Source organism: Pseudoalteromonas gelatinilytica, assembly GCF_001641615.1.
In the GTDB taxonomy this organism is placed as follows: Bacteria; Pseudomonadota; Gammaproteobacteria; order Enterobacterales; family Alteromonadaceae; genus Pseudoalteromonas; species Pseudoalteromonas gelatinilytica.
This window is the reverse complement of sequence record NZ_LRRU01000004.1, coordinates 203,512-224,642: the sequence shown is the minus strand read 5'-3', so window position 1 is coordinate 224,642 and position 21,131 is coordinate 203,512. Positions and strand designations below refer to the sequence as shown.

At 41.2% G+C, this 21,131-nt stretch carries 15 protein-coding genes; 8 read left to right on the top strand and 7 right to left on the bottom strand.

Annotation, left to right across the window (positions count from 1 at the left end):
* Positions 1-82 precede the first annotated feature (82 nt).
* Complete coding sequence (locus NH153_RS01635; protein ID WP_063700333.1) at positions 83-511, top strand: hypothetical protein; 429 nt, start codon at positions 83-85, stop codon at positions 509-511.
* Positions 508-699, top strand: a complete 192-nt coding sequence (locus NH153_RS01630; RefSeq protein ID WP_054551820.1) for a helix-turn-helix transcriptional regulator — start codon at positions 508-510, stop codon at positions 697-699. Before NH153_RS01635 ends, NH153_RS01630 begins: the two co-directional genes overlap by 4 nt.
* A gap of 46 nt (positions 700-745) precedes the next feature.
* On the opposite strand, the gene NH153_RS01625 is transcribed toward NH153_RS01630, so the two are convergent.
* Complete coding sequence (locus NH153_RS01625) at positions 746-1,936, bottom strand: MFS transporter (RefSeq protein ID WP_063528937.1); 1,191 nt, start codon at positions 1,934-1,936, stop codon at positions 746-748.
* A 267-nt stretch (positions 1,937-2,203) separates the two neighbouring features.
* Here NH153_RS01625 and NH153_RS01620 point away from each other — a divergent pair, with 267 nt between their 5' ends.
* Both NH153_RS01620 and NH153_RS01615 read left to right on the top strand, forming a co-directional pair.
* Entirely contained in the window at positions 2,204-3,055 is an 852-nt protein-coding gene (locus tag NH153_RS01620; RefSeq protein WP_062565077.1) for a universal stress protein, read from the top strand.
* Between the two features lie 104 nt (positions 3,056-3,159).
* Entirely contained in the window at positions 3,160-5,292 is a 2,133-nt protein-coding gene (locus tag NH153_RS01615) for a TonB-dependent receptor (protein WP_063700331.1), read from the top strand.
* 513 nt (positions 5,293-5,805) lie between these two features.
* Here NH153_RS01615 and NH153_RS01610 read toward each other — a convergent pair.
* Positions 5,806-6,663 carry an AraC family transcriptional regulator gene (locus NH153_RS01610; RefSeq protein ID WP_063700329.1) on the bottom strand — a complete coding sequence of 286 codons (858 nt, stop codon included), beginning with the start codon at positions 6,661-6,663 and terminating at the stop codon, positions 5,806-5,808.
* Positions 6,664-7,271: 608 nt separating this feature from the next.
* Positions 7,272-7,418: a DUF2986 domain-containing protein gene (locus tag NH153_RS21505; protein ID WP_064971746.1), complete on the bottom strand. Its 147-nt coding sequence runs from the start codon at positions 7,416-7,418 to the stop codon at positions 7,272-7,274.
* Between the two features lie 156 nt (positions 7,419-7,574).
* Here NH153_RS21505 and NH153_RS01605 point away from each other — a divergent pair, with 156 nt between their 5' ends.
* Complete coding sequence (locus tag NH153_RS01605; protein ID WP_063700327.1) at positions 7,575-9,065, top strand: dipeptidase; 1,491 nt, start codon at positions 7,575-7,577, stop codon at positions 9,063-9,065.
* 65 nt (positions 9,066-9,130) lie between these two features.
* Here the strand turns inward: NH153_RS01605 and NH153_RS01600 are convergent, their stop codons facing one another.
* Both NH153_RS01600 and NH153_RS01595 read right to left on the bottom strand, forming a co-directional pair.
* Positions 9,131-9,922 carry a putative porin gene (locus NH153_RS01600; RefSeq protein ID WP_063700326.1) on the bottom strand — a complete coding sequence of 264 codons (792 nt, stop codon included), beginning with the start codon at positions 9,920-9,922 and terminating at the stop codon, positions 9,131-9,133.
* A 126-nt stretch (positions 9,923-10,048) separates the two neighbouring features.
* On the bottom strand, positions 10,049-10,477 hold the full coding sequence (locus NH153_RS01595; protein WP_063700322.1) for an OsmC family protein: 429 nt from the start codon (positions 10,475-10,477) through the stop codon (positions 10,049-10,051).
* A gap of 245 nt (positions 10,478-10,722) precedes the next feature.
* Here NH153_RS01595 and NH153_RS01590 point away from each other — a divergent pair, with 245 nt between their 5' ends.
* From NH153_RS01590 to NH153_RS01580, 3 genes are all read left to right on the top strand, one after another.
* Complete coding sequence (locus NH153_RS01590) at positions 10,723-11,337, top strand: hypothetical protein (protein ID WP_063700321.1); 615 nt, start codon at positions 10,723-10,725, stop codon at positions 11,335-11,337.
* A gap of 56 nt (positions 11,338-11,393) precedes the next feature.
* The gene (locus NH153_RS01585) at positions 11,394-13,481 is read left to right on the top strand and encodes an SPFH domain-containing protein (protein ID WP_063700320.1); all 2,088 of its coding nucleotides are present in this window, start codon (positions 11,394-11,396) and stop codon (positions 13,479-13,481) included.
* A 63-nt stretch (positions 13,482-13,544) separates the two neighbouring features.
* A complete protein-coding gene (locus tag NH153_RS01580) occupies positions 13,545-19,493 on the top strand; it encodes a DNA repair ATPase (RefSeq protein ID WP_082873956.1) in 5,949 nt (1,982 codons plus the stop codon).
* On the opposite strand, the gene NH153_RS21520 is transcribed toward NH153_RS01580, so the two are convergent.
* Complete coding sequence (locus NH153_RS21520; protein WP_082873955.1) at positions 19,467-19,631, bottom strand: DUF2256 domain-containing protein; 165 nt, start codon at positions 19,629-19,631, stop codon at positions 19,467-19,469. The two genes, NH153_RS01580 and NH153_RS21520, sit on opposite strands and share 27 nt — an antisense overlap.
* The gene (locus NH153_RS01575; protein WP_063700319.1) at positions 19,621-21,117 is read right to left on the bottom strand and encodes a cryptochrome/deoxyribodipyrimidine photo-lyase family protein; all 1,497 of its coding nucleotides are present in this window, start codon (positions 21,115-21,117) and stop codon (positions 19,621-19,623) included. The genes NH153_RS21520 and NH153_RS01575 overlap by 11 nt, the downstream gene beginning before the upstream one ends.
* Between the last annotated feature and the right edge of the window lie 14 nt (positions 21,118-21,131).

Sequence of the window (21,131 nt, the reverse complement as noted above, 5' to 3'; positions counted from 1 at the left end):
AACTTTTTGTAAAGTTTGTTTGACTTTTTGTGTTGCTAGGTTAATCTTTAGTCAAGTTTACTTTACTTTTAAGGTGAGAATAATGAATCAAACAGGATTAACCTTTAAACAACGTAATAAGCAGAACACACTAAACCTCGCTAAATGGACATCAGCATGGGTGATTACTTTAGCAATTGCCTCATTTGGGCCGCATTTTTTATGGCAAGAGCAGGCTGTTTTTAGTGTTGTGGCAATCTTACTTAATGTAGTAGTTGGCATTATGATGATTTTATCGAACAAACGACAACTTCAAGGAATGGATGAGCTGCAGCAGCGTATGCACCTTAATGCAATGGCGATTACCTTGGGTGCAAGCTTAGTATTTGGTTTAGCTTATTCGGTGGTGCAATCAAGCGGTTTAATAAGCTTTAAAGAAGATATATCGCACCTCGTACTCTTTATGGGCTTAACCTATTTAGTGAGTCTTTTAATGATGAATAAGCAGTTAAACGACGAGGGCGAAGAATGAAAAACCGCTTGAAAGTGCTCCGTGCAGAGCACAACTACACCCAAGCGAAACTCGCAGAGCTTTTGGATGTGTCTAGGCAAACTATTAATGCGATTGAAAAAGGTAAATTTGACCCAAGTTTGCCATTAGCATTTAAAGCCGCGCGTTTATTCAACCTGAGTATCGAAGAGATATTTCAGGATGAGTAAGTCTGATAGCCTTCAGCCTTCAGCGATCAGACTGACAGCTGAGAGCTTAAGGCTTATAGCTTTGTCTTTTCATCTGCATCGCACTTAACGACCACATTAAAAAGCCACCTAAGAATAGTGCCGCCGAAACATAGCCTGTTTGACTAGGGAGTGCACCTTCGGCAATAGCCATGCCGCCAAGCCAAGGGCCAATCGCATTGGCTGTATTAAATGCACACTGCACCAGCGCACCAATCATGGCATGCCCTTGTGGTGACACATCCATTAATAGCGATTGGATCACGGTACCTAAACCAACACTAAAACCAATAAAGAAAATCACTGCGTATAACAGCCAAATATTATGACTTGCGCTTACATAACTGGCTGCAAATACTACAGCACCAATTAGCGCAGCCCCTGTGGTTTTCAGCGGTGAGTGGTCGGCGGCTTTACCTAATACATAGTTACCCAAAGTACAGCCAATACCAAACATGATCATAGCAATAGAGATAGTGTAAGCAGGGGTATGGGTGACTTCTAAAATAGTGTCGGCAATGTAAGTGTAAACACAAAATACGCCACCAAAACCAATAATGATGATACCCAGAATGGTCCATACGAGCTTGTTCTTTAATACACTTAACTCATCGAGAATCGATGTTGGCGCGGTATTTTTTACGTTAGGTACGTATTTCACAATCAATACCAAGGCAACTAATGCAAGTACAGCGGTACCTGCCAAACAATAACGCCAGCTAAAGTTTTGCCCCACTAGGGTAACCATGGGCACACCAACAATAGTGGCAATGGTTAAACCCATAAATACCTTTGACATAAAGCTTGCGCGTTTATCGGCAGGGGCAATGTCGGCTGCCAATAAAATAGCAGCGGCAAAGTAGGCACCGTGTGGTAAACCACTTAAAAATCGAAATAAAATAAGTTGCTCAAGCGAGTTTGCAAAAGCACTTAAGCCATTGAATAAAAACATCATACTGACAAACATCAACAGTGCATTGCGCTTACGCATGTTGGCGGTTGTGATCATAAATAGCGGTGCACCGACGACTACGCCTATCGCGTAAGCACTAATGGCATAACCACTTTGCGCTGGCGTAGACGAAAATGTTTCGCTGATCAGGGGCAACATTGGCATCATAGAAAATTCTGATAGGCCTAAAATGAATGTGCCTAAAGCCAATACTATCAGAATGGTAAACGTGCTTGCGTTGCCTTGGGAGTTGGCTACGTTAGTCATGTAATTCCTTTAAAATAAATTTAAAAACAAAATAGATTTTTGATAATTGAAAGTGCCAGCAACAAATACTTTGTTCTGGAGTAGAGATGTGTGCCCAGCACTATTGTAATACAAATTAATGGAGTTGATACAGTACTTTTTGGAACGTTCTATATTTGTTTGCTATAAGAAAATAACCTGAACTTCTTAAGTCTTTGCTGTTCAAAATAAATACAGAGAAAAAGCCAACTATACTTGGTTAATTAAATTGGTTTGAAGGAGAGTGTAATGAAAAAGATATTTGCTTGTATCGACGGTTCATGCATGACCGATGCGGTGACAGAAGCGGCTATTTGGATTTCTAAGCGCTCCAGCCATCCAATTAATTTTCTGCATGCATTAGAGCCACCTTTGCCGCAGGGCAGTGATGATTTAACCGCAATTATTGGTTTAGGTTCGCAAACCTCATTGTTAGAGCAATTGGCAAAACTTGAGCAAGAACGCAACAAAGTGGCGTCGCAGCATGGTCAATTATTGCTAGATGAAGCAATGAAAAAAGCCGAGCATGCAGGCCTAACCGAGATTGAGCAACAGCAGCTTTCAATGAGTCTTGTTGATGCTTTACTTGAACATGAAGACAATGCCCGTGTGATGATTATTGGCCGCTCTGGTAAAGGCCATTACGATGATTTTAAAGTACTGGGCTCGCATATTGAAACGCTGATCCGTCAGGTGCATACCCCGGTTGCGATTGTGCCGCCGCAATTTCATGAGCCTACAAATTTTATGCTGGCTTATGATGGCAGCGAAAGTACCGACAAAGCGATTACACAAATTATCAATGGCGGGATTTTATCCGGCTTAGATTGCCACTTGGTGATGGTTGATAAACAAGACGGTCACTGCCAAGACAAACTTGATACTGCCTCAGCAAGGCTGGCTGAAAACGGCTTTAATGTGAGAGCGCGCATGCTCGATGGCGATGTTTACCAAGCGCTGTGGCGATATAAAAGTGACCACGCTGTTGACTTAATGGTGATGGGCGCATTTGGTCACTCTAAATGGCGGCAGTTCTTTTTAGGCAGCACGACCTTAAAAATGCTTGAAGATAGCCGTATTCCTTTAGTGGTGCTGCGCTAAGTTATTCACCTGTGAGAGGGTGCGACAATATGTCACGTGTTCAGACTAATTAATGAGTTTTATAATCGGCGTCATTAATTATTTGCTTTGATTTTAAAAGAGTTATGAACACGCAATCTTCTCGCCCTGGTTTTTTATTTTCTAAAATTGCTGCAGCACTTAGCTGTGTTTTAAGTATTTCGGCCTTTGCTGATGATTCTATTGAAGTGATAGAAGTACAAGGTCATGCACAAAATAACCATCAGTTAGTTGGCTCAGCAGACGCGTTACTGAAAGATTTAGGTGTTGATTTTTCAGCGGCCGGAGGGGTGTCTAACTTGCCGGTGATGAACGGCATGATGGGCGATAGAGTTAAAGTATTAGTCGATGGTGCTGATGTCACAGCAGCGTGTGCTAATCAAATGAACCCGCCACTCTCTTATGTGTCGGCAAACCAAATTGCCTCTTACAGTGTCGTTGCTGGTGTATCACCGGTAAGCAGTGGCGGTGATAATATTGCCGGCGTTATTAGGGTAAATACGATTGCTCCTGAATTTAGTGATTCAGACTCAGTGAACTGGCACGCAGGCTATGTGACAGCAGCATACAAAAGCGTTAACGACAGCCAAGCATACGCGCTAGGTGCTAGCCTTGCGAGCAAACAGTTTAGCTTGTCTTACCAAGGCAGCTTTGAAGATTCGAACAGCTATGATGATGGGCATGGTGAGCGTGTACTTGATACCTTATATCGAGTGCAAAATCATGCCTTAACGGGCGCTGTTCGTGATGAGAAACAACAGCTTGTAGTTAAACTGACGCATCAAAAAATTCCTTACCAAGGCTTTCCAAATCAATACATGGATATGACCGATAACACCAGCTATGGTTTTGTTGCTCAGTATCAACGTGAGCTTGAAAATGGTGATTTGCAGGTGCAAGTTAATGCGCATGATGTAAAACACGAAATGGGTTTTTTCAGTAATGAGAAAACCGGCATGATGCCAATGAATACCGATGCACAAGATTACAGTTATCAAGTTCATTGGCGCACTGATTTATCAAAACAGTCATCATTAATGCTAGGGCAAGAATATTACGGTTATCGAATTGATGATTGGTGGCCGGCGGTTGCAGGGTCAATGATGATGGGCCCAAATGAGTACGTTAACATTAACGATGGCAAACGTGACCGCCTTGCGGCATTTGCTGAGTACCAAAACCAAGTAAACCAAGCATGGTGGGTGTCGGCAGGTGTTCGAGTTGAGCAAGTCACCACAGATGCTGGCGAAGTGCAGGCTTATAACGAAGGTGGCATGAGCGGTATGGCTAATATGGGCTCAATGATGGATATGTCAAAAACCGACGCCCAAGCTGCGATGGAATTTAACCAATTAGACCGTAAACGTGACGACACTTTAGTTGATATCAGCTTGCTTGCTCGCTATCAATTATCGAATAACGATGAGCTGCAATTTGGTTTAGCTCGTAAAAACCGCGCACCTAATTTATATGAGCGTTACAGCTGGGGTGTAGGTACGATGGCAACCACCATGATTGGTTGGTTTGGCGATGGTAATGGTTACATTGGTAACCCAGATTTAGAAGCCGAAACAGCTCACACATTGAGCTCTAGCTACACCAAATTAGCCAAAGACGATAGCTGGCAAGTAACCGCAAATGTTTGGTACACGCAAGTAAGTGATTATATTGATGCTGAAGTGACTAAGAGCTTTAATCGCACCGATATGGCGCATACTAAGCGTAATATTCTTACATTCACCAACCTAGATGCGACACTTTACGGTGCAAAACTGGCAGGCTTAATTGAACTTTACAACACTAAGCAAGCAGGAAAGTGGCAATTAAAAGGCTCACTAACCAGTACTCATGGCGAACGTGATGATAGCAATGAAGACTTATATCAAATTATGCCACTGCACACTGAGTTGAGCCTAGAGCACGAATACAAAGGCTGGCAAAACGCACTGAGCTGGCAATGGGTTGATAGTAAAACTCATGTTGATGAGCGCCGTATAGAAAACCAAACCGACAGCTATCAGTTACTGGCTATATCAAGTCAGAAAACGTGGCAAAATTTAACCTTTAAGTTAGCAATTACCAACTTACTTGATGAATACTACCAACAGCCGCTTGGCGGTGTAAGCATTGCTAATTATAAGCAAGACATGAGCAATGGTTTTGAACAACTTGCCGGACAGGGCCGCTCGTATAATGCCAGTATGAGTTATAGGTTTTAGAGAAAGCTATCAGCTTTCAGCTGTCAGTTTGAAGCTGAACGGTGTTGCTTACAGGCCTTTACCAAAGGCCTAGCTCGTAGGAGGTACTTTAGTGCCGAAAATATCTTCACAAAGAAAATGACGAGCTGTCAGCTTTCAGATTAAAACCAGAGTTTCTAGTTACGAGAGTAAAGCTAGCGAGTCAGGTCACGTGCTTGATACAAATGTGAAATAAGCTGTCGTAGGCGTGAAATTTATTTCGCGCGAGGGTGCTTGTATTGAGTGGTGGTTGAGACGCGCCAAGCAAGCGTGACGCCTACGGTGTAGGAGGCGTTTTAACGCCGAACAGCTTTATTTTATTCACGGCTAAAGCCGCTCCCACGTTTTTTGATGTAGGCGTGAAATTTATTTCGCGCGTTATCTTTTTATATTGCGCGATGTAAAGTCGCGCCTACAATCTTTGCCTCGAAACTCGAAACTCGAAACTCGAAACTCGAAACTCGAAACTCGAAACTCGAAACTTGCAACTCGCAATCATTTTATCGGCAAATATATATCCGTTTGCAGGTCACATTCATCAACTTCATGGATGAGGTTGAGGTAATGAAAGAAGCAAGGGAAGTCTCTGACTTCTTCGCCGCTTTGCACCAGCCATTCACGGTATAAGTAGTAAACTGTATCGCTAATGGTGTCATGAGAGCCATTATGACGAACAACGGCGCAGCGTCCTGCTGGAATTTCACCATTTCGCACACCTTGCGGGTTTTCAGTAATCGGTGAGGTGATACTGCCTGCGAAGTCAAAACGAAACGCATCGTCTTCAGTGGTGGCCGGATCGCTATACGGGATCCCATATGTGTTACTGGTTTTAACAGGTGAGAAGCCTGATTCTTTGCGCCACTCAATAAATTGTGCAGCGGTATTCATCAGGGTATTAGCAGCGCCTTGGTGGGTTAATAAAGCCACCGGCTGTGCTTTAAAATCAACAATGTTTACATTCATAGGGCAAACCTTTTTGTCAGGTAATGAAAATTCAAACTGTGTGTGCCAATTAGGCCAGTTTGGTTTGCTTCTGAATTCGCTTGGCGACTGCGTAAAGGTGCGCTTAAAAGCACGACTAAATGCTTCTGGGCTATCAAATTGCGCTTCTAATGCAACATCAATAATTTTAAGTTGATGCTCAAATGCAAGTCGAAATGAGGCACGCTTTAAGCGCGCAAGCTGCGCATATTTGGTAACGCTTAGGCCAACTCCAGCGACAAATAAACGATGAAAATGATACTTCGAACAACATGCCACCTCACTGAGTGTCTCCAGTGATAAAGGTTCATCAAGATGCTGGCTAATGTAGTCACAGACCAGCTCAATGCGTTGTTGTTGCTTCGTTTTCATGGTTACTCGTTAATGCTTTTCAGAAGTGGGGCCAGTTTGCCATGGCCCCTAAGTCGTTACCTGATTGAAATTGCGCATTTTGCTTAACATTCACGAATTGTAGCAGCTGCTTTTAAGTCAGAGAAAGTGTTCGAAGTTTCTAGAAAAAATCAGTTTGGGATAGTTAAGTAAATACTTTTTGTTTTCCTCTAAAGCGCAGCGCCTCTTATCCTCTTTGTGAAAATAAATATCTTTGACGTAGGCGTGAAATTTATTACGCGCGTAAATACCTTCACAAAGAGAAGAGAATTACGAGCCGTCAGCTTTCAGCTGTCAGTTTGAAGCTGAACGGTGCTGTTTGCAGGCCTTTACCAAAGGCCTAGCTCGTAGGAGGTACTTTAGTGCCGAAAATAGATTCACAAAGAGAACTGAATGAGAAGACAATGAGGAAGTAATAACATAACTTTGTTGTTTTCCTCTAAAGCGCAGCGCCTCATATCCTCTTTGTGCAAATAAATGTCTTTGATGAAGCGTGAAGTTAATTAGCGTATTGCGCGACATAAAATCGCGCTTTAAATTTGACCGCTGACCGCTGACCGCTGACCGCTGACCGCTGACCGCTAGGTATTTTAACTTTCCTGCTCAGCTTCTTGCTGTGCTAATTTTTCGCGTTCTGCCTTTGAGATGTAGGCCGGTTTATTGCTTTTATGCAATTTTGCATTGGCGCGCTTATCTTTTTGCTTAAGTTTAGTGAAGATCTTTTTTCTGCGGTTCATGAGTCTAACAAACGAATTAATAGGGTGAGTGGCTATTGTACCTTGTTGGTATTTTTAAGCGATCTATTTTGCTTGAATTAGAGATGTTATGTCGGCGTTATAAGCGTTACAATCAAGGCGACTTTCTAAAAACCTTCTTAAACTCTGGAGCTTATCTTGAAACATTCATTACTTGCTGCATTTTTATTAAGTGCTTTCTCTAGTCAGGCAGCTGTGTCTGAGCAAAGTGAAAAGCTGGCTAACTACGCGGTAGAGCAATATCAACAAGCGCAAATTCATACCTTAGAGAATTTAGTTTCGTACCCAACGGTAAATAAAGAAGGTCTAGCGACTCCAGATAATCCAGATTTCATTGGCTTTAAGTCGTTCTTAAAAATGAAAGCGGCGCAGTTTGGTTTTGATTATCAAGATTTAGGCTACACAGTGTTAATTGGCATGGGTAACCAAGCTGACAAAGTAACCATAGTAACCCATGGTGATGTGCAACCAGCAGACGCCAGTAAATGGCAGCAAAGTCCATTTAAAATGGATAAAACCTCTGAGCCAGGAAAGCTAATTGCACGTGGTACAGAAGATGATAAAGGTGCAATTGCGACTGCACTGCATGCGATGAAGGCGATTAAAGATAACGGTATTACATTAAATAACCGTATTGAATTAATGGTTTACCTTGCAGAAGAGTCTGACTGGGCACCACTCGAAGAGTTCATGAAAACCTATCAGCAACCAAAATACGCTGTCACTATTGATGCTTCATACCCTGTGGTTGTTGCAGAAAAAGGCTGGAGCTTAATTGCGCCGACTTTCTCAGCGACCTCTGCACAAACAGGCTTATATGTTAGTGACTTAAAAGGCGGTGCCTTTGTTAGCCAAATCCCTGAAGATGCCAGCGTGTTAGTACATAACGCTGATGCGGCAACTGTGGCTAAATTGCACGATAATGTCGCTCAGCTTAAAAACGTCAAAGTGGCGATGACAGAGCAAGACAATGGCTTGTTAGTCCAAGTGAAGGGGATTTCAGCGCATTCATCTGAGCCAGAAGCGGGTGAAAATGCTATTGCGCACCTTGCAGAAATCTTTAAAGGTATTGATCTTGAGAACAATAGCGATGGTCAAGCAATTGAGTTTATCAATCAGCTAATTGGTCTTGATTTATACGGCGCGCAATTCGGTGAAATTGGTTACAAGCATGACTTTATGGGCCCGATGACGGTTTCGCCAACCTTATTAAGCCGCGACGGTAACGACATTAAACTGTCGATTAATATGCGTCGTCCGGTAGGTAAACAAGAAGCTGTGCTTAAGCAGCAAATTAATGAAGCGCTTAGCGCTTGGCAAACCACTAATAATGTCACCTTAAAAGACACTAAAGTGGTAATTGGTACGCCAATGCTGTTAGATGGTGCGCCTCATGCAGAAGCATTACTCGATATCTTTAAGCACTTTACCGGCGATAAAGACGCGGGCTTTGTGTCAATTGGTGGTGGCACAAATGCTAAGTTATTTGATAATGCGGTGTCATTTGGTCCATCAATGCCAGGTAAAAAGTACACAGGTCACTCAGAGCATGAGTTTATTACTGAAGAGCAGTTAGCACTGAACTTAAAAATGTACACTGCAATGATGATGAAACTAGGTAATATGTAATTCTATAAACTGAAAACGCCACTTTATAGTGGCGTTTTTGTTTAAAGCTGTTGGCTCATATCAGTTTAAAACTGGGCAACAAACTTAAGGTTATAAAGTTCAGCAGAGCCGCTTTCAGTGTAATTCGCGGTTAAATAGTATTTATCATTAATAAAGTACTTGCCTTGTAAAACGAGTTCAGAATCATCCAAACCTGCGCCTATGGCATAGTGATCGCCGAAGTAGTAGCTGATCATGGCACTGCTTGCTGAATCATAAAGGCTGTCTTGGTGGCCAACATCGACGGTAATGTAATGGCTGCCGCTTAAATGATTAAAGTATCTGGCAGAGATATTCCAAACGTCGAGTTCATCATCTGTTTCTGCGCTAAAACCAAGGTAATCCTTATCGTTTATTTGGAGGTTATACTGCGCTTTTAAGCGGAAATAATCATCACCATATTCACGTACATCCCTATTTACAGAGACTTTTAAGGCATCGGCAAATAAATAGCCTACTCCTAAGGTATAGTCATCAGTATCATCAACATCGTAAATTTCACCTGTAACAAACCAGTTTTTATAAAATCCTTCACCAAACATACCGAGATAATCAGTGTAATCGCTATTAAAGTAATTCACTCGAATGTTTGAATCTGTATCTAGGTAGCCATAATCATCAAGTACCCCAGAGCTTTGCTGCTCCTCAAAGTAGTAATGGCTCACTAATTGGTAAGCATTAAAACTATATCTGTGATTCTCTATGTGCGTATAGTCGATACTATTGAACCATTGTTTACTCACCTGTTGTTCTGTTGCGATAGAGCAGTTTGAATAAGCAAGTGTTGCCAGAGCAATAGGGGCTAGTTGTTTAAACATACATATCCTTGTTGTATTTGGTTTTGTTTCATAAAGATAATACAACAAGCAGCTACTTACCTTGTAATAAAGTGTTGTGGGTCTGTTAGTTTGTGAAAAGGCCAAGCAGCGCTTGGCCTATAAAGCTTAATTAAGCGTTGTGGTGAGTGATATTTCGGCATTCATCAGTTTAGAAATAGGGCAGCCTTGCTTAGTTTGCTCACAAAGTTGCTCAAATTTTTCGCCCGAAATTTCTTTTATCTTTGCACTAACATCAAGTGCAATGTGGCTCACTTCGAAGCCGTCATCAACTTCATCAAGGCTCACTGTTGCTTTGGTGGTTATGTCGTCAGCGACAAAGCCTGCTTCAGTTAGTGCCAGCGATAGCGCCATGCTAAAACAGCTACTGTGTGCCGCTGCAACCAGCTCTTCGGGGTTAGTGCCCGGTTTATCTTCAAAGCGAGTGTTAAAGCCAAATGGTTGGCTATCAAGCGCGCCACTTTGACTAGAAATATAGCCTTTGCCAGATTTAATATCACCCGACCAACTCGTATGTGCAGATTTTTTAATCGTCATCGTCATCTCCTTTGTAAATTTTTTCGACAACCGTGAAAGGCTTTCAGGGTTTTGTGCCGAAAACTGTGAGTTAACGATATAAGTGCAACTTAAACGCCAATCTGTATGAAAAAGCTTAATAGTTGCTGAATTTTGTTGTATATATAAATGAAACTTGAATAGGTGAAGTCAATTCAGTGATAATGATTTACCTATTTAAGGGTCTTGATTGGCGCTAAATAATTATAAAAATGGAATGCAGTAATATGGAATTTTTGAACCTCGCTTTTAGTTTTCCTTCGGTTATTTTATCCGCTCTACTTTTTGTTGTAGTTATATTTTGGGCTATCACACTGCTCGGATTCGCAGATATTGATATGTTTGAGTCCGATGTCGATAGTGATGTATCACAAGCAAGTTCAGGAAGCATTTGGCATACATTAGGATTTGGTGATGCACCACTTACTGTATCGGCAAGTGTGTTGGTGATGACCAGCTGGTTAATTACCATTTATGCACACAAGTTTTTTGCAAGTGTACTTGGCAATGGCATTGTTTTTTATGTGCTTGGCGGTTTGTTGTTACTTATTAGCCTTTTGGTCGCTATCCCTATTTCTGCCCTTTTATTACGCCCATTAAGACGCTTTTTTGCGAGTAAAAGTGCATCACAAAGTTCAGATCTACTCGGCTTAGAATGTGTTGTTGCCACAGGTAAAGTGACTGACTCATTTGGTCAAGCGCGCGTTAAGTACCAAGGTACAGAGCAATTGATTGAAGTTCGTGCAGAAAATAATGAGCAATTCTCTTCTGGTGACACTGCCGTGTTGCTTGAGCACATCAAAGATAAACACTGTTACATCATTACCGCAAAGCCTTGGTGATCCTAGGCTTTAAGAAGTAATACAAAATAAAATCGATAATCACGTTAGGACATAACATGGAATATTTAGATAACTTAATACCAATATTGGTTTTTGTGGGGATAGCAATCGTCGTTATTTTCGCAATTCTATTAATCATCGGTAAGTTCTACCGAAAAGTAGAGCAAGGTCAAGCGCTTATTATCAATAAAATGAAGAACGAGCCCGATGTAACTACAACCGGTGGCATCGTTTTTCCAGTCATCCATAAAATGGAAGTAATGGACATTTCGACTAAGCGTATGGTTCTTGAGCGTAAAGATAAAGGCGGCTTAATCTGTAAAGATAACATACGTGCTGATATCGCGATTACGTTTTATATTCGTGTAAATGAAAACAAAGAAGATATTTTACGTGTAGCTAAGCAAGTGGGGTGTGCAAGGGCATCTGAGCATGAAACATTGCAAGAGTTATTTGAAGCGAAATTTTCAGAAGCGCTTAAAACAGTGGGCAAACGAATGGATTTCGTTGAGCTTTTCACTCACCGAAATGAGTTTCGCGATAATATCAAAGAAGTCATTGGCCAAGATTTATCAGGGTATACCCTTGAAGATGTGGCTATCGACTACTTAGAACAAACCTCAATAGAAAAGCTTGATCCTCAAAACATTCTCGATGCAGAAGGTATTCGCCGTATCACTGAGATGACTGCAATACAAAATGTTTCGACCAACCAATTGAAATGTGATGAACGTGCAAAAATTGAAGTTCAGAATCAAGAAGCAACTGAAAAATCATTAGAGATTGAACGTCAACGTGAAGATGCTGTTGCTCGTCAAAGACGCGAAATTGAAACAGTTAAAGCTCGCGAAGAGTCAGAAGCTGAAAAAGTTCGTCAAGAAGAACGCTTAAAAGCAGAACAAGCACGTTTACTAACCGATGAAGCAATTGGTATCAGTGAACAAAACAAACAGCGTGAGCTTGATATTGCAGAGCAAAATCGTCTTCGTGTGCTTGCTATTGAAGAAGAAAAAGTTTCACGAGCTCGTGAAATCGAGGTTATTGAGCGCGAACGAGAAACTGAAATCTTACGGATCAACAAAGAAAAAGCACTGGAAGTTGAGCGCAAAGAAATTGCCGATGTTATTCGTGACCGTGTGATTGTTGAAAAGTCAGTTGCTGAAGAAGAAGAGCGTATTAAAGACGTTAAAGTGCTTGCCGATGCGGAACGTTCAAAAGAAGCCATCATAATTCGTGCGAAAGCAGAAGCCGAAGAAGCCTTGGTGAAAGATATTGAAGCAGCAAAAGCGCAGGAGCAAGCGGCTGAGTTTAAAGCAAAAGAGCTAGAAACAATGGCCAATGCAGAGCTTCGTATTGCGAATCAACAAGCCGAGTCGAAGAAAATTCTCGCTCAAGCCCAGCAAGTTGAAGCTGCTGCGAAAGGGCTTGCTGAAGCTGATGTTATAAAAGCAAAAGCTGAAGCGAATGCACTGCAAGGTGAGGCAGACGCTAAAGTTCTTCGTCAAAAACTTGAAGCTGAAGCACAGGGTAACCGTGAAGTTGGCTTAGCACAGGCACAGGTTCAAAGTGCAATGGCTGAGGCTAATGAGAAGCAAGGTGAAGTTGAAGCAATTAACCTTGAACGTAAGATGCAAGCAGAAGCGAAAGGTCTTGAAGAGAAACTACAAGCACTTAATTCGATGAATCAAGATGCACGTGATTATGAGAGCTTCACATTACAGCTAAATCAACAAAAAGAATTAGTGTTAGCAAAACTATCAGCAAGCAAAGACATCGCAGAGCACCAAGCTCATGTAATGGCTAAAGCGTTAGGTGATGCTGATATTAATATCATGGGTGGTGATGGACAGTTCTTTAATCAGTTCATGAGTGCGATAAGTTTAGGTAAATCAATCGATGGTATCGTTGATGAAAGCAAAACGGTACAAACCATCTTTAAAGATCATTTAAATGGTGACCGCAATTTAATTGAAGATTTAAAAGGGGTGTTAGCGGGTGCAAATGGTTCGGCAGAAACACTAAAGAACTACAACATGAGTAAATTGCTTAAACAATTGAGCAATACAACAGCTGCTGAAAAAAGTCAGCTATTAAGCATGTTAGGTAATTTAGGCACCAAAGCAGAACTCGAGTCTAAAGACTAGCCCATTTTAGCCGTAGCATGCATTTGCTGCGGCTAACTTATTTTAAATATCAGGACTGATTGCATGACGGATCAAACACAACAAGCATTAGAGCAGGGCTCGTACGATTTAATTAAACGCCGTTTAAATAATTTTGGTAGTAGCTTAAAAACACAAGTCGATAACGTTAATAAACAACGAATTGTGGAGTTTGGTAGCACCGAGTTGCAAGTTAAAGGACGGGTTAGAGTTCGTACCGAACAAAACTGTACACCACGCGATATTGCGATTGTTGGCGATAAAGTCATTTTTGCTTACAACGTTTCACTTGGTCTGAAAAAAGAAACGTCTATCAGTGATGTCTTCAGTGTTCATAAGTTAATTGAGCAAGATGAACATTATGAAGTTGAACCTTATCCTGAGCAAACTCGCTTTTTAACGGATAAGCGATTTATTCGCGATTTTGAGGAACTCTATACTTATTACAAGCAAACAAGTCTTCAGCATCTTTACCAGCAGAATGGTAAGTTGTTTGCACTATTCCAAATTGGTGACAAGTTAACGGATGTAAGAGTATTTCGCTGGGAAATTCACCCAGATAACACAATTAATTACATCGATAACCGCGGCGAACGAGATATACAAAATGCCCATGACTACGATTTTGAATGGTTAAAAACAGACCGAAGTCATCACGTTGAAGGACGACACGCCCACGTTAATATCAATGATCAAGTATTCGTAGAAACGCTAGGTGGCACATTAACCATCAAAGTTGAAAACAGTACGGATACGGGAGAAGGCATCTACTTTGAGCCCGTTGATGATAAAAATCAGTCACTCGCTGATAGTGATATTGAATACGCGCAAGTCGGTGAGCTAATTTTATTAAAGATACTTCCGTATCGTGAAAAGCAATGGCGATACTTTATTTTTAACACGCGCACTCAGCAAGTGATAAGACAAGATGCAATTGGTAGTGCCTGCGTTAGTTTACCTGAAGATCATGGCATTATCTTTCCTGGCGGTTATTACTTACAGTCAGGCCAAGCTCGTTCATTTGAAGAGCAAATTAAGGACTTAGATTTTCATCGTCAAGTTAAAGCGCCCAATGGTGAAGACGTTTTATATGTGTTTTATGAACCAAGCGAAGGGCGCTATGCGCTATTTGCCTATAACATTATTGAGAAAAACCTACAAAATCCAATCTACTGTCACGGCTATGGTATCTATGGTAACGGTTTAACACTAACTTTTAAGGCTGATAAAGACGAAGCCGAACGTGTTCATCCAATTCAAATTTGGCAAAGTCCTTTTGTTTCATCGGAATTTGCAGCAAATGCACCGCCTGCAACCAGCTTATTCGGCAAAATAGGTAACCCAGAATTAGTTCGAGGTATTTCTGATTTATACAGTGTCTGTAAGTCTATAAACGAGCAGAATCCTAATGTTTATCATTATGAGGATCTTATTGCATTAAGCCGCAATATCTTCGACCGCTACCATTGGTTGAATGAAACTGATTTTGCAGACATTGCTACTTCTTTACATTCAATTTTTGAAACGGCTGAACAAGTTTTAGACGAATTTGAAAAGGTGACTGAAATTCAAAATAAGGCCAAGCAAGCCTTAGTTGAAATTAATTCGCAATTTACAGAAGTAAGCCGTGAAATTAGGCCCGATAGTTTCAAGTTAGCACCTGAATTTGTCCAAGGTATTGATGCGCTTAAGGTTCTAAAGGGACAAATAATCAGCCTTGAAGATGTTAAATACATTGATGTTGAGGCGTTGTCTCAGCTACAGCAGCAAACGGATGAAAAGCTAGAACAGCTAAGCCAAGCAACTGCTGAATTTTTACAAAAAGATACGGCTCTTGAGCCTTACCATAAAACACTGGCTGAACTTGAAGCGTTAAGTAATAAAAGTGAGAGTGTTACAGAGTTAAAATCGTATGTTGAGCAATTAGATACTCAAAGTAGCGAACTTGATTTACTTAACCACACCATGCTTGATCTTGATATCGCTGATAGTCGCGTTCGTACACAAATACTTGAAGATATCAGTGCGGTATATGCGCTAGTTAACCGTGCAAAAGCAAGTATTGAAATTCGCCAGAAGAGTTTGGGCAGTGTGGAAGCTAAAGCGGAGTTTGCGGCTCGATTTAAATTGTTCTCACAAAGCATAACGAATGCCCTAAACAATGCGAAAACGCCAGATGCGTGTGATGAACAGCTTTCTCGTTTGCTTATCCAGCTTGAAGAATTGGAATCACAATTTAGTGACTTTGATGAGTACCTTGCGGAAATTATTGCTAAGCGAGACGATGTCTACGAAAGCTTTGAGGCCCACAAGCAAAGCCTTATTGATGCAAGACAGCGACGGGCACTAAATTTAGCCAATGCGGCTGAGCGGATTTTACAAGGTGTGAATCGCCGTGCGCTGAGCTTTTCTGAGTTAGATAAACTGAATACTTATTTTGCATCAGATCCTATGATCAGCAAACTAAGAGCGTTGTGTAATGAGCTTAAAGACATTGGTGATGAAGTTCGTGCTGATGATATTCAAGCAAAACTTAAAGCGAGTAAAGATCAAGGGATACGTGCACTGCGCGATAAACAAGATATTTACAGTGACGGTGGTAGCACAGTAAGTATTGGTAAGCATGCATTTAGTGTTAATAAACAACAGTTAGATTTAACCTTGTTGCCCCGTGATGAGCAGCTGATGTTGCACTTAACTGGGACTGACTATTTTGAACCAATTAGTGATGAGCAATCACTTAACGTTTTAGCTAAAACACAGCACCTGTGGCAGCAAACGCTCGTATCTGAAAGTGATCTTGTCTATCGAGGTGAATACCTTGCTGCGCAAATGATTCTAGCCTGTGAAAACGCTGAACATCCATTGAGTTTTGATGAGCTTCAACAAGCTGAACAAAATGGCTCTTTACTTAAACTGATACAAAAGTTTGCTGAGCCTCGTTATCAAGAAGGTTATGAAAAAGGTATTCATGACCACGACGCGCATGCAATTATTAAATCACTTTTGCAGCAAAAAACATCCCTCGATTTACTTATCTATCCGGCTAGCTGTCGGGTGATGGCGCAACTATTTTGTGCGCAGTTATCAACACAGGATGTAAATACTTTTTACCATCAAGCAAGTAATGCAATGCTGATGGAGAAGCATTTTAATGCGGGACATTTTGCTGAAACCTTGATGATGCAAATAAGCCAACTTATCGATGCATTTAGTCAACAAATGTTAGGCTTTTGCCAACAATTAACGGATTTCTCATGTGAACTAAGTGCTGAGTATTTAGTTAAGCAATTAGGGCAACAACAAAGCGCAGAGCAGCTTCAATTTGTACTAACGCAGCAAGCTTTAAACTTAGCTAAACAGTTTGCAAGTGATGCAAAAGCGAAGGGGTACTTTGCCGATTTAAATCAAGCATCTGAGAATGTTAGTAATCTAAATGACCGTGCGCAGTTATTTTTTAGCTGGATAAGTGCTTACTGCCAACATCAACCGAGTATGCCATTGGCTGTGCAGTTAGAAGCCGCTAACTATTTACACTTAAGTGATAATACGCCAATCAAGCACAGGGTTTTGGATATTCAGGTTAATACAGCTGTTACGGATTTAATGGGACAACATAAGCGTGTTGTTGAGCAAGCAATGGACGTTAATTATGCGGAGTTTTATGCACGAACTCGGCACTATATAACCAGCCAAGTTCCAGCATTTGAACAGTATCACCAGTTGAGAAATACTATTTTAAATCAGCAAAAAGAGCGTCTTCAGCTAGACGAGTTTAAAGCTCGTCCATTAAGCTCATTTGTTCGAAATCAACTGATCAATAAAGTGTACTTTCCAATTATTGGCGATAATTTAGCAAAGCAAATTGGCTCTGCTGGTAAAGATAAGCGCAGTGATTTAATGGGGATGCTATTACTCATTTCGCCGCCAGGATATGGTAAAACAACCCTGATTGAATATGTTGCGAACCGTCTTGGCTTGACGTTTGTAAAAGTGAATTGCCCATCAATTGGGCACGATCAAGTATCGCTCGATCCTGCCCAAGCTATAAATGCAACCGCTGAAAAAGAAATAGCAAAAATCAATCAAAGCTTTGAAATGGGTAATAACGTCATGCTTTATCTTGATGATATTCAGCATACAAACCCTGAGTTTTTACAAAAGTTTATTTCGTTATGTGATGGTTCACGCCGAATTGATGGTGTTTGGAATGGTAAAAGTAAAACCTATGATTTAAGAGGTAAGAAGTTTGCTGTTGTGATGGCAGGTAACCCATATACAGAATCAGGTGAAAGCTTCAAAATTCCAGATATGTTAGCTAACCGTGCTGATATTTATAACTTAGGCGACACGCTAGCAGGTTGCGAGCAAGAGTTTGCCATGAGTTTTATTGAGAATGCGTTAACATCGAATGCCGTTCTTGCTCCGTTAGCAAATCGTAATATGGACGATTTGTATAAGTTGGTTCGTATCTGCCAAGGTGAAGACATAGCTTTAAATGAACTTGAGTACGGCTATTCACAAGCTGAAGCGAATGAAATAAAGGCCGTATTAACTCGCTTGATGACCGTTCGCGACACCGTATTGAAAGTGAATGCTCAGTACATCGCTTCGGCTGCACAAGACAATAACTACCGTACAGAACCGCCATTTAAACTACAGGGTAGTTATCGGAACATGAATAAAATGGCTGAAAAAGTCGTTGCAGCCATGAATGAAGAAGAGCTTGAGAATCTGATCCGAGATCATTACCGTGGTGAAGCTCAGACCTTAAGTAAGGGCTCTGAGGAGAACCTGCTTAAATTAGGAGAATTACGAGGTACATTAACTGAGCAGGAGCAGACTCGTTTTACTCAAATCAAAACAGATTTTTGTCGTCTGAATAAGTTAGATGGCGCTGGTAGTCCGGCCATGATGGCTGTCGAGCAAATGGGATTCTTAAACGAGTCTTTAGAGACCATTGCGAGCAAGTTAAGTAAGACTAATTTGAGTCATGATTATAGTGAATTACTAAGTAGCCTAGGTATCAATTTAAAAGAATTAGATACCAAACCAGCTCTACATTCATTGCAAAGTACGATTCAACAGGGCTTTGTGCAAGCGCCATATCAAGATAGTTTTGAGCAGTTAAACCAGCTGTTAGCAACAAGCAATACGACTGAGCAGCTTAATGAATTAATTGCGATATTAAAAAACCACAATTATCAACAGCCTTTAGCCGTTTTGGCTGAACAATTCGGCCAGCTTGATAACCGTAAAGAACTACAAGAGCTAATTGAAACGCTGAAGCAAACCCAGTGTCAATCACAGCTAGGAGAGTTAACGTCAGCAGTCAAAGACACCGATAATCGGGCTGTATTAAATGCAATTTTACAGCAGCTAGCCAAGCTTGATAGCCGCAATGAGTTAACGGAGTTAACCGAGGTGGTAAAACAATCAAACCCGCAGAGTCAGCTTGCTGATTTGGCTGAGCAGCTTACTAAAGCGATTAATGGAAATAACACTAAGCAAAGTTTTGCTGGGTTACAAGATGCCTTGAATTTGCATACTCAACAAGTAAGCCATCAAGACCAGTTAGCTCATATCGCGCAACTTTTAGAAGTTCATTCACCTAAAGTCGCAATTGAAGAGTTAAAAATGAGTCTATTGGCAGCGTCACAGCAACAACTTCAGCATTTCACAGCGCAATTGGAAAAGCTCATTACTGATAATCAGCAAGATGATTCGCTGCATGCAATTTTAGCTGCACTCAAAGCGTCTGCAGATAACTGCTCTCAATCGGAGTTATTAGGGCAGTTGTCTGAACAATTAGCCGCATCAAATAATCGCGATTTACTTTCGTTAATAGTCGAACAAAATAAAGTGCAGGCTGAATTTAATTCAGACTATGCTGCACGTCTTGAGGCTTTGTTGAATGAACTTAAAAATCAACCAGCCCGCGTTATTGAAAAAGAAACGGTTACAAGTTCATTGCCTAGACAAACTTTGTTGTAATAACTTCGCTTCACGCTTGCAACGCTCTGAGCAGTATTTAACATGCTGCCAGTCGCGTTGCCACTTCTTACGCCACATAAATGGCCTGTCGCAAACAGGGCAGGTTTTACTAGGTAAATTAAGCTTTTTATGAGCCATGGTGTTGCTTTTTAAGGCTTGTAACATGCTGGTGCAGCACGACCTTGGCACCTTGCTTTACATCATCACGTTCTCGAAATGACCATAATCGCTCACGTGCTTGCTTGGCTGCATGTTCAATATCGACCATGGGCTCAGGGTAGTCTTCGCCGAGTTTAAAGTTATTAAATAAGGCCTCCATTGGCGGCTGTTGCCATGGCTGGTGGAGATCTTCTATAGGTAAATTTTTAAGTTCAGGGCACCATGTTTTAATAAACATGCCATCTGCGTCTTTGTCTTCAGATTGCTTGATTGGGTTGTATAAGCGAATCGTGTTGGTTCCTGTGACCGATGCTTGCATTTGAATTTGTGGGTAATGAATTCCCGGTTCAAAATCTAAAAAATAACGCGATAAAATTAAACTAACAGGATGCCAATGAATGTTCATATGATGGGTCATAAAGCTGACTAACATAGCGCGCATTCGAAAATTAATGTAACCCGTTGCTGCGAGGCAGCGCATACACGCATCAATTAAAGGAATACCTGTTTGACCTTGTTCAAAGCGTTTTAAGTGCTCTGCAACGAGTTCATCATCGCGATAAGGATAGTGTAGGTAGCCAGCATTTTGCGGTGCAAACTCCATGCTGCACTGAGTTTCGAACTTTTGCATAAAATGACAATGCCAGTGAAGCCTAGATTCAAAAGCATGTAATGAACGACGCCAGCTTAAAGGCTGCTTAGCTAAATAGTATTTTAGGGTTTGATAAACCTGCCTAAGGCTCAGGTTACCAAAGGCTAAGTAAGGCGAAAGCCTAGAGCATGAATCTCTACTTTTTGATGGGCTTGAAATGCCACTTTGGTAGTTCATTGCTCGTTCTTCTACAAAGCTCTGTAGGCAAGCTCTGGCTGCATGAGGGCCACCATATTGAAACTGCGGGTCGTGCTCTAGAAAATCATCAACACAGGTCGCTGCTTGGTAATTATTAGGCAAAATTGCATTAAATGCTTGCCAATTTGGCGTTACAAGACGTTGGTTCATCATGCCATGCCAATAAGTTTGCCAGTCAAAGTGTTTAGGTCGCGCGCGCTTAACGCCCCCAAGTGGTGTTTCATACCATGGAATCGCTTTGTTGTTTAGCCAACTCTTCACCAACCTGTCTCGCTCAAAGGTATTGTATAGACCTATTTCTTGATGACTATAAACCCCTGCAATATCAAAATCTTCACTAAGGGTTTCTAACAAGGTAATCATTTCTTGATTATAAATGGCGATTTCAGCGTTGTATTTTTCAAGTTGTTGGTTGATGTCTTTAAGTGACTGAGCAACAAAACGCCAGTGCCTTAAGCTGTAATGGGGATCTTCGAGTAATAGTGGCTCAAAGTTATAAATCAGTATGCAGGGCAGGTCTGATGCAATCGCATTGGCAAGTGGTTGATGATCAGAGAGTCTTAGGTCACGTTTGAACCAAACAAGATTCACTTTTTGCTTTTTTGAGCCTGCCATAATCGTCGTGTTGG

Excerpts from the sequence above, each read along its gene's own strand:
- NH153_RS21505 (WP_064971746.1), bottom strand. The coding sequence starts at position 7,418 with ATGAACCGCAGAAAAAAGATCTTCACTAAACTTAAGCAAAAAGATAAG.
- NH153_RS01610 (WP_063700329.1), bottom strand. The coding sequence starts at position 6,663 with ATGAAAACGAAGCAACAACAACGCATTGAGCTGGTCTGTGACTACATT.
- NH153_RS01595 (WP_063700322.1), bottom strand. The coding sequence starts at position 10,477 with ATGACGATTAAAAAATCTGCACATACGAGTTGGTCGGGTGATATTAAA.
- NH153_RS01580 (WP_082873956.1), top strand. The coding sequence starts at position 13,545 with ATGACGGATCAAACACAACAAGCATTAGAGCAGGGCTCGTACGATTTA.
- NH153_RS01615 (WP_063700331.1), top strand. The coding sequence starts at position 3,160 with ATGAACACGCAATCTTCTCGCCCTGGTTTTTTATTTTCTAAAATTGCT.
- NH153_RS01630 (WP_054551820.1), top strand. The coding sequence starts at position 508 with ATGAAAAACCGCTTGAAAGTGCTCCGTGCAGAGCACAACTACACCCAA.
- NH153_RS01625 (WP_063528937.1), bottom strand. The coding sequence starts at position 1,936 with ATGACTAACGTAGCCAACTCCCAAGGCAACGCAAGCACGTTTACCATT.
- NH153_RS01590 (WP_063700321.1), top strand. The coding sequence starts at position 10,723 with ATGGAATTTTTGAACCTCGCTTTTAGTTTTCCTTCGGTTATTTTATCC.
- NH153_RS21520 (WP_082873955.1), bottom strand. The coding sequence starts at position 19,631 with ATGGCTCATAAAAAGCTTAATTTACCTAGTAAAACCTGCCCTGTTTGC.
- NH153_RS01620 (WP_062565077.1), top strand. The coding sequence starts at position 2,204 with ATGAAAAAGATATTTGCTTGTATCGACGGTTCATGCATGACCGATGCG.
- NH153_RS01600 (WP_063700326.1), bottom strand. The coding sequence starts at position 9,922 with ATGTTTAAACAACTAGCCCCTATTGCTCTGGCAACACTTGCTTATTCA.
- NH153_RS01575 (WP_063700319.1), bottom strand. The coding sequence starts at position 21,117 with ATGGCAGGCTCAAAAAAGCAAAAAGTGAATCTTGTTTGGTTCAAACGT.
- NH153_RS01635 (WP_063700333.1), top strand. The coding sequence starts at position 83 with ATGAATCAAACAGGATTAACCTTTAAACAACGTAATAAGCAGAACACA.
- NH153_RS01585 (WP_063700320.1), top strand. The coding sequence starts at position 11,394 with ATGGAATATTTAGATAACTTAATACCAATATTGGTTTTTGTGGGGATA.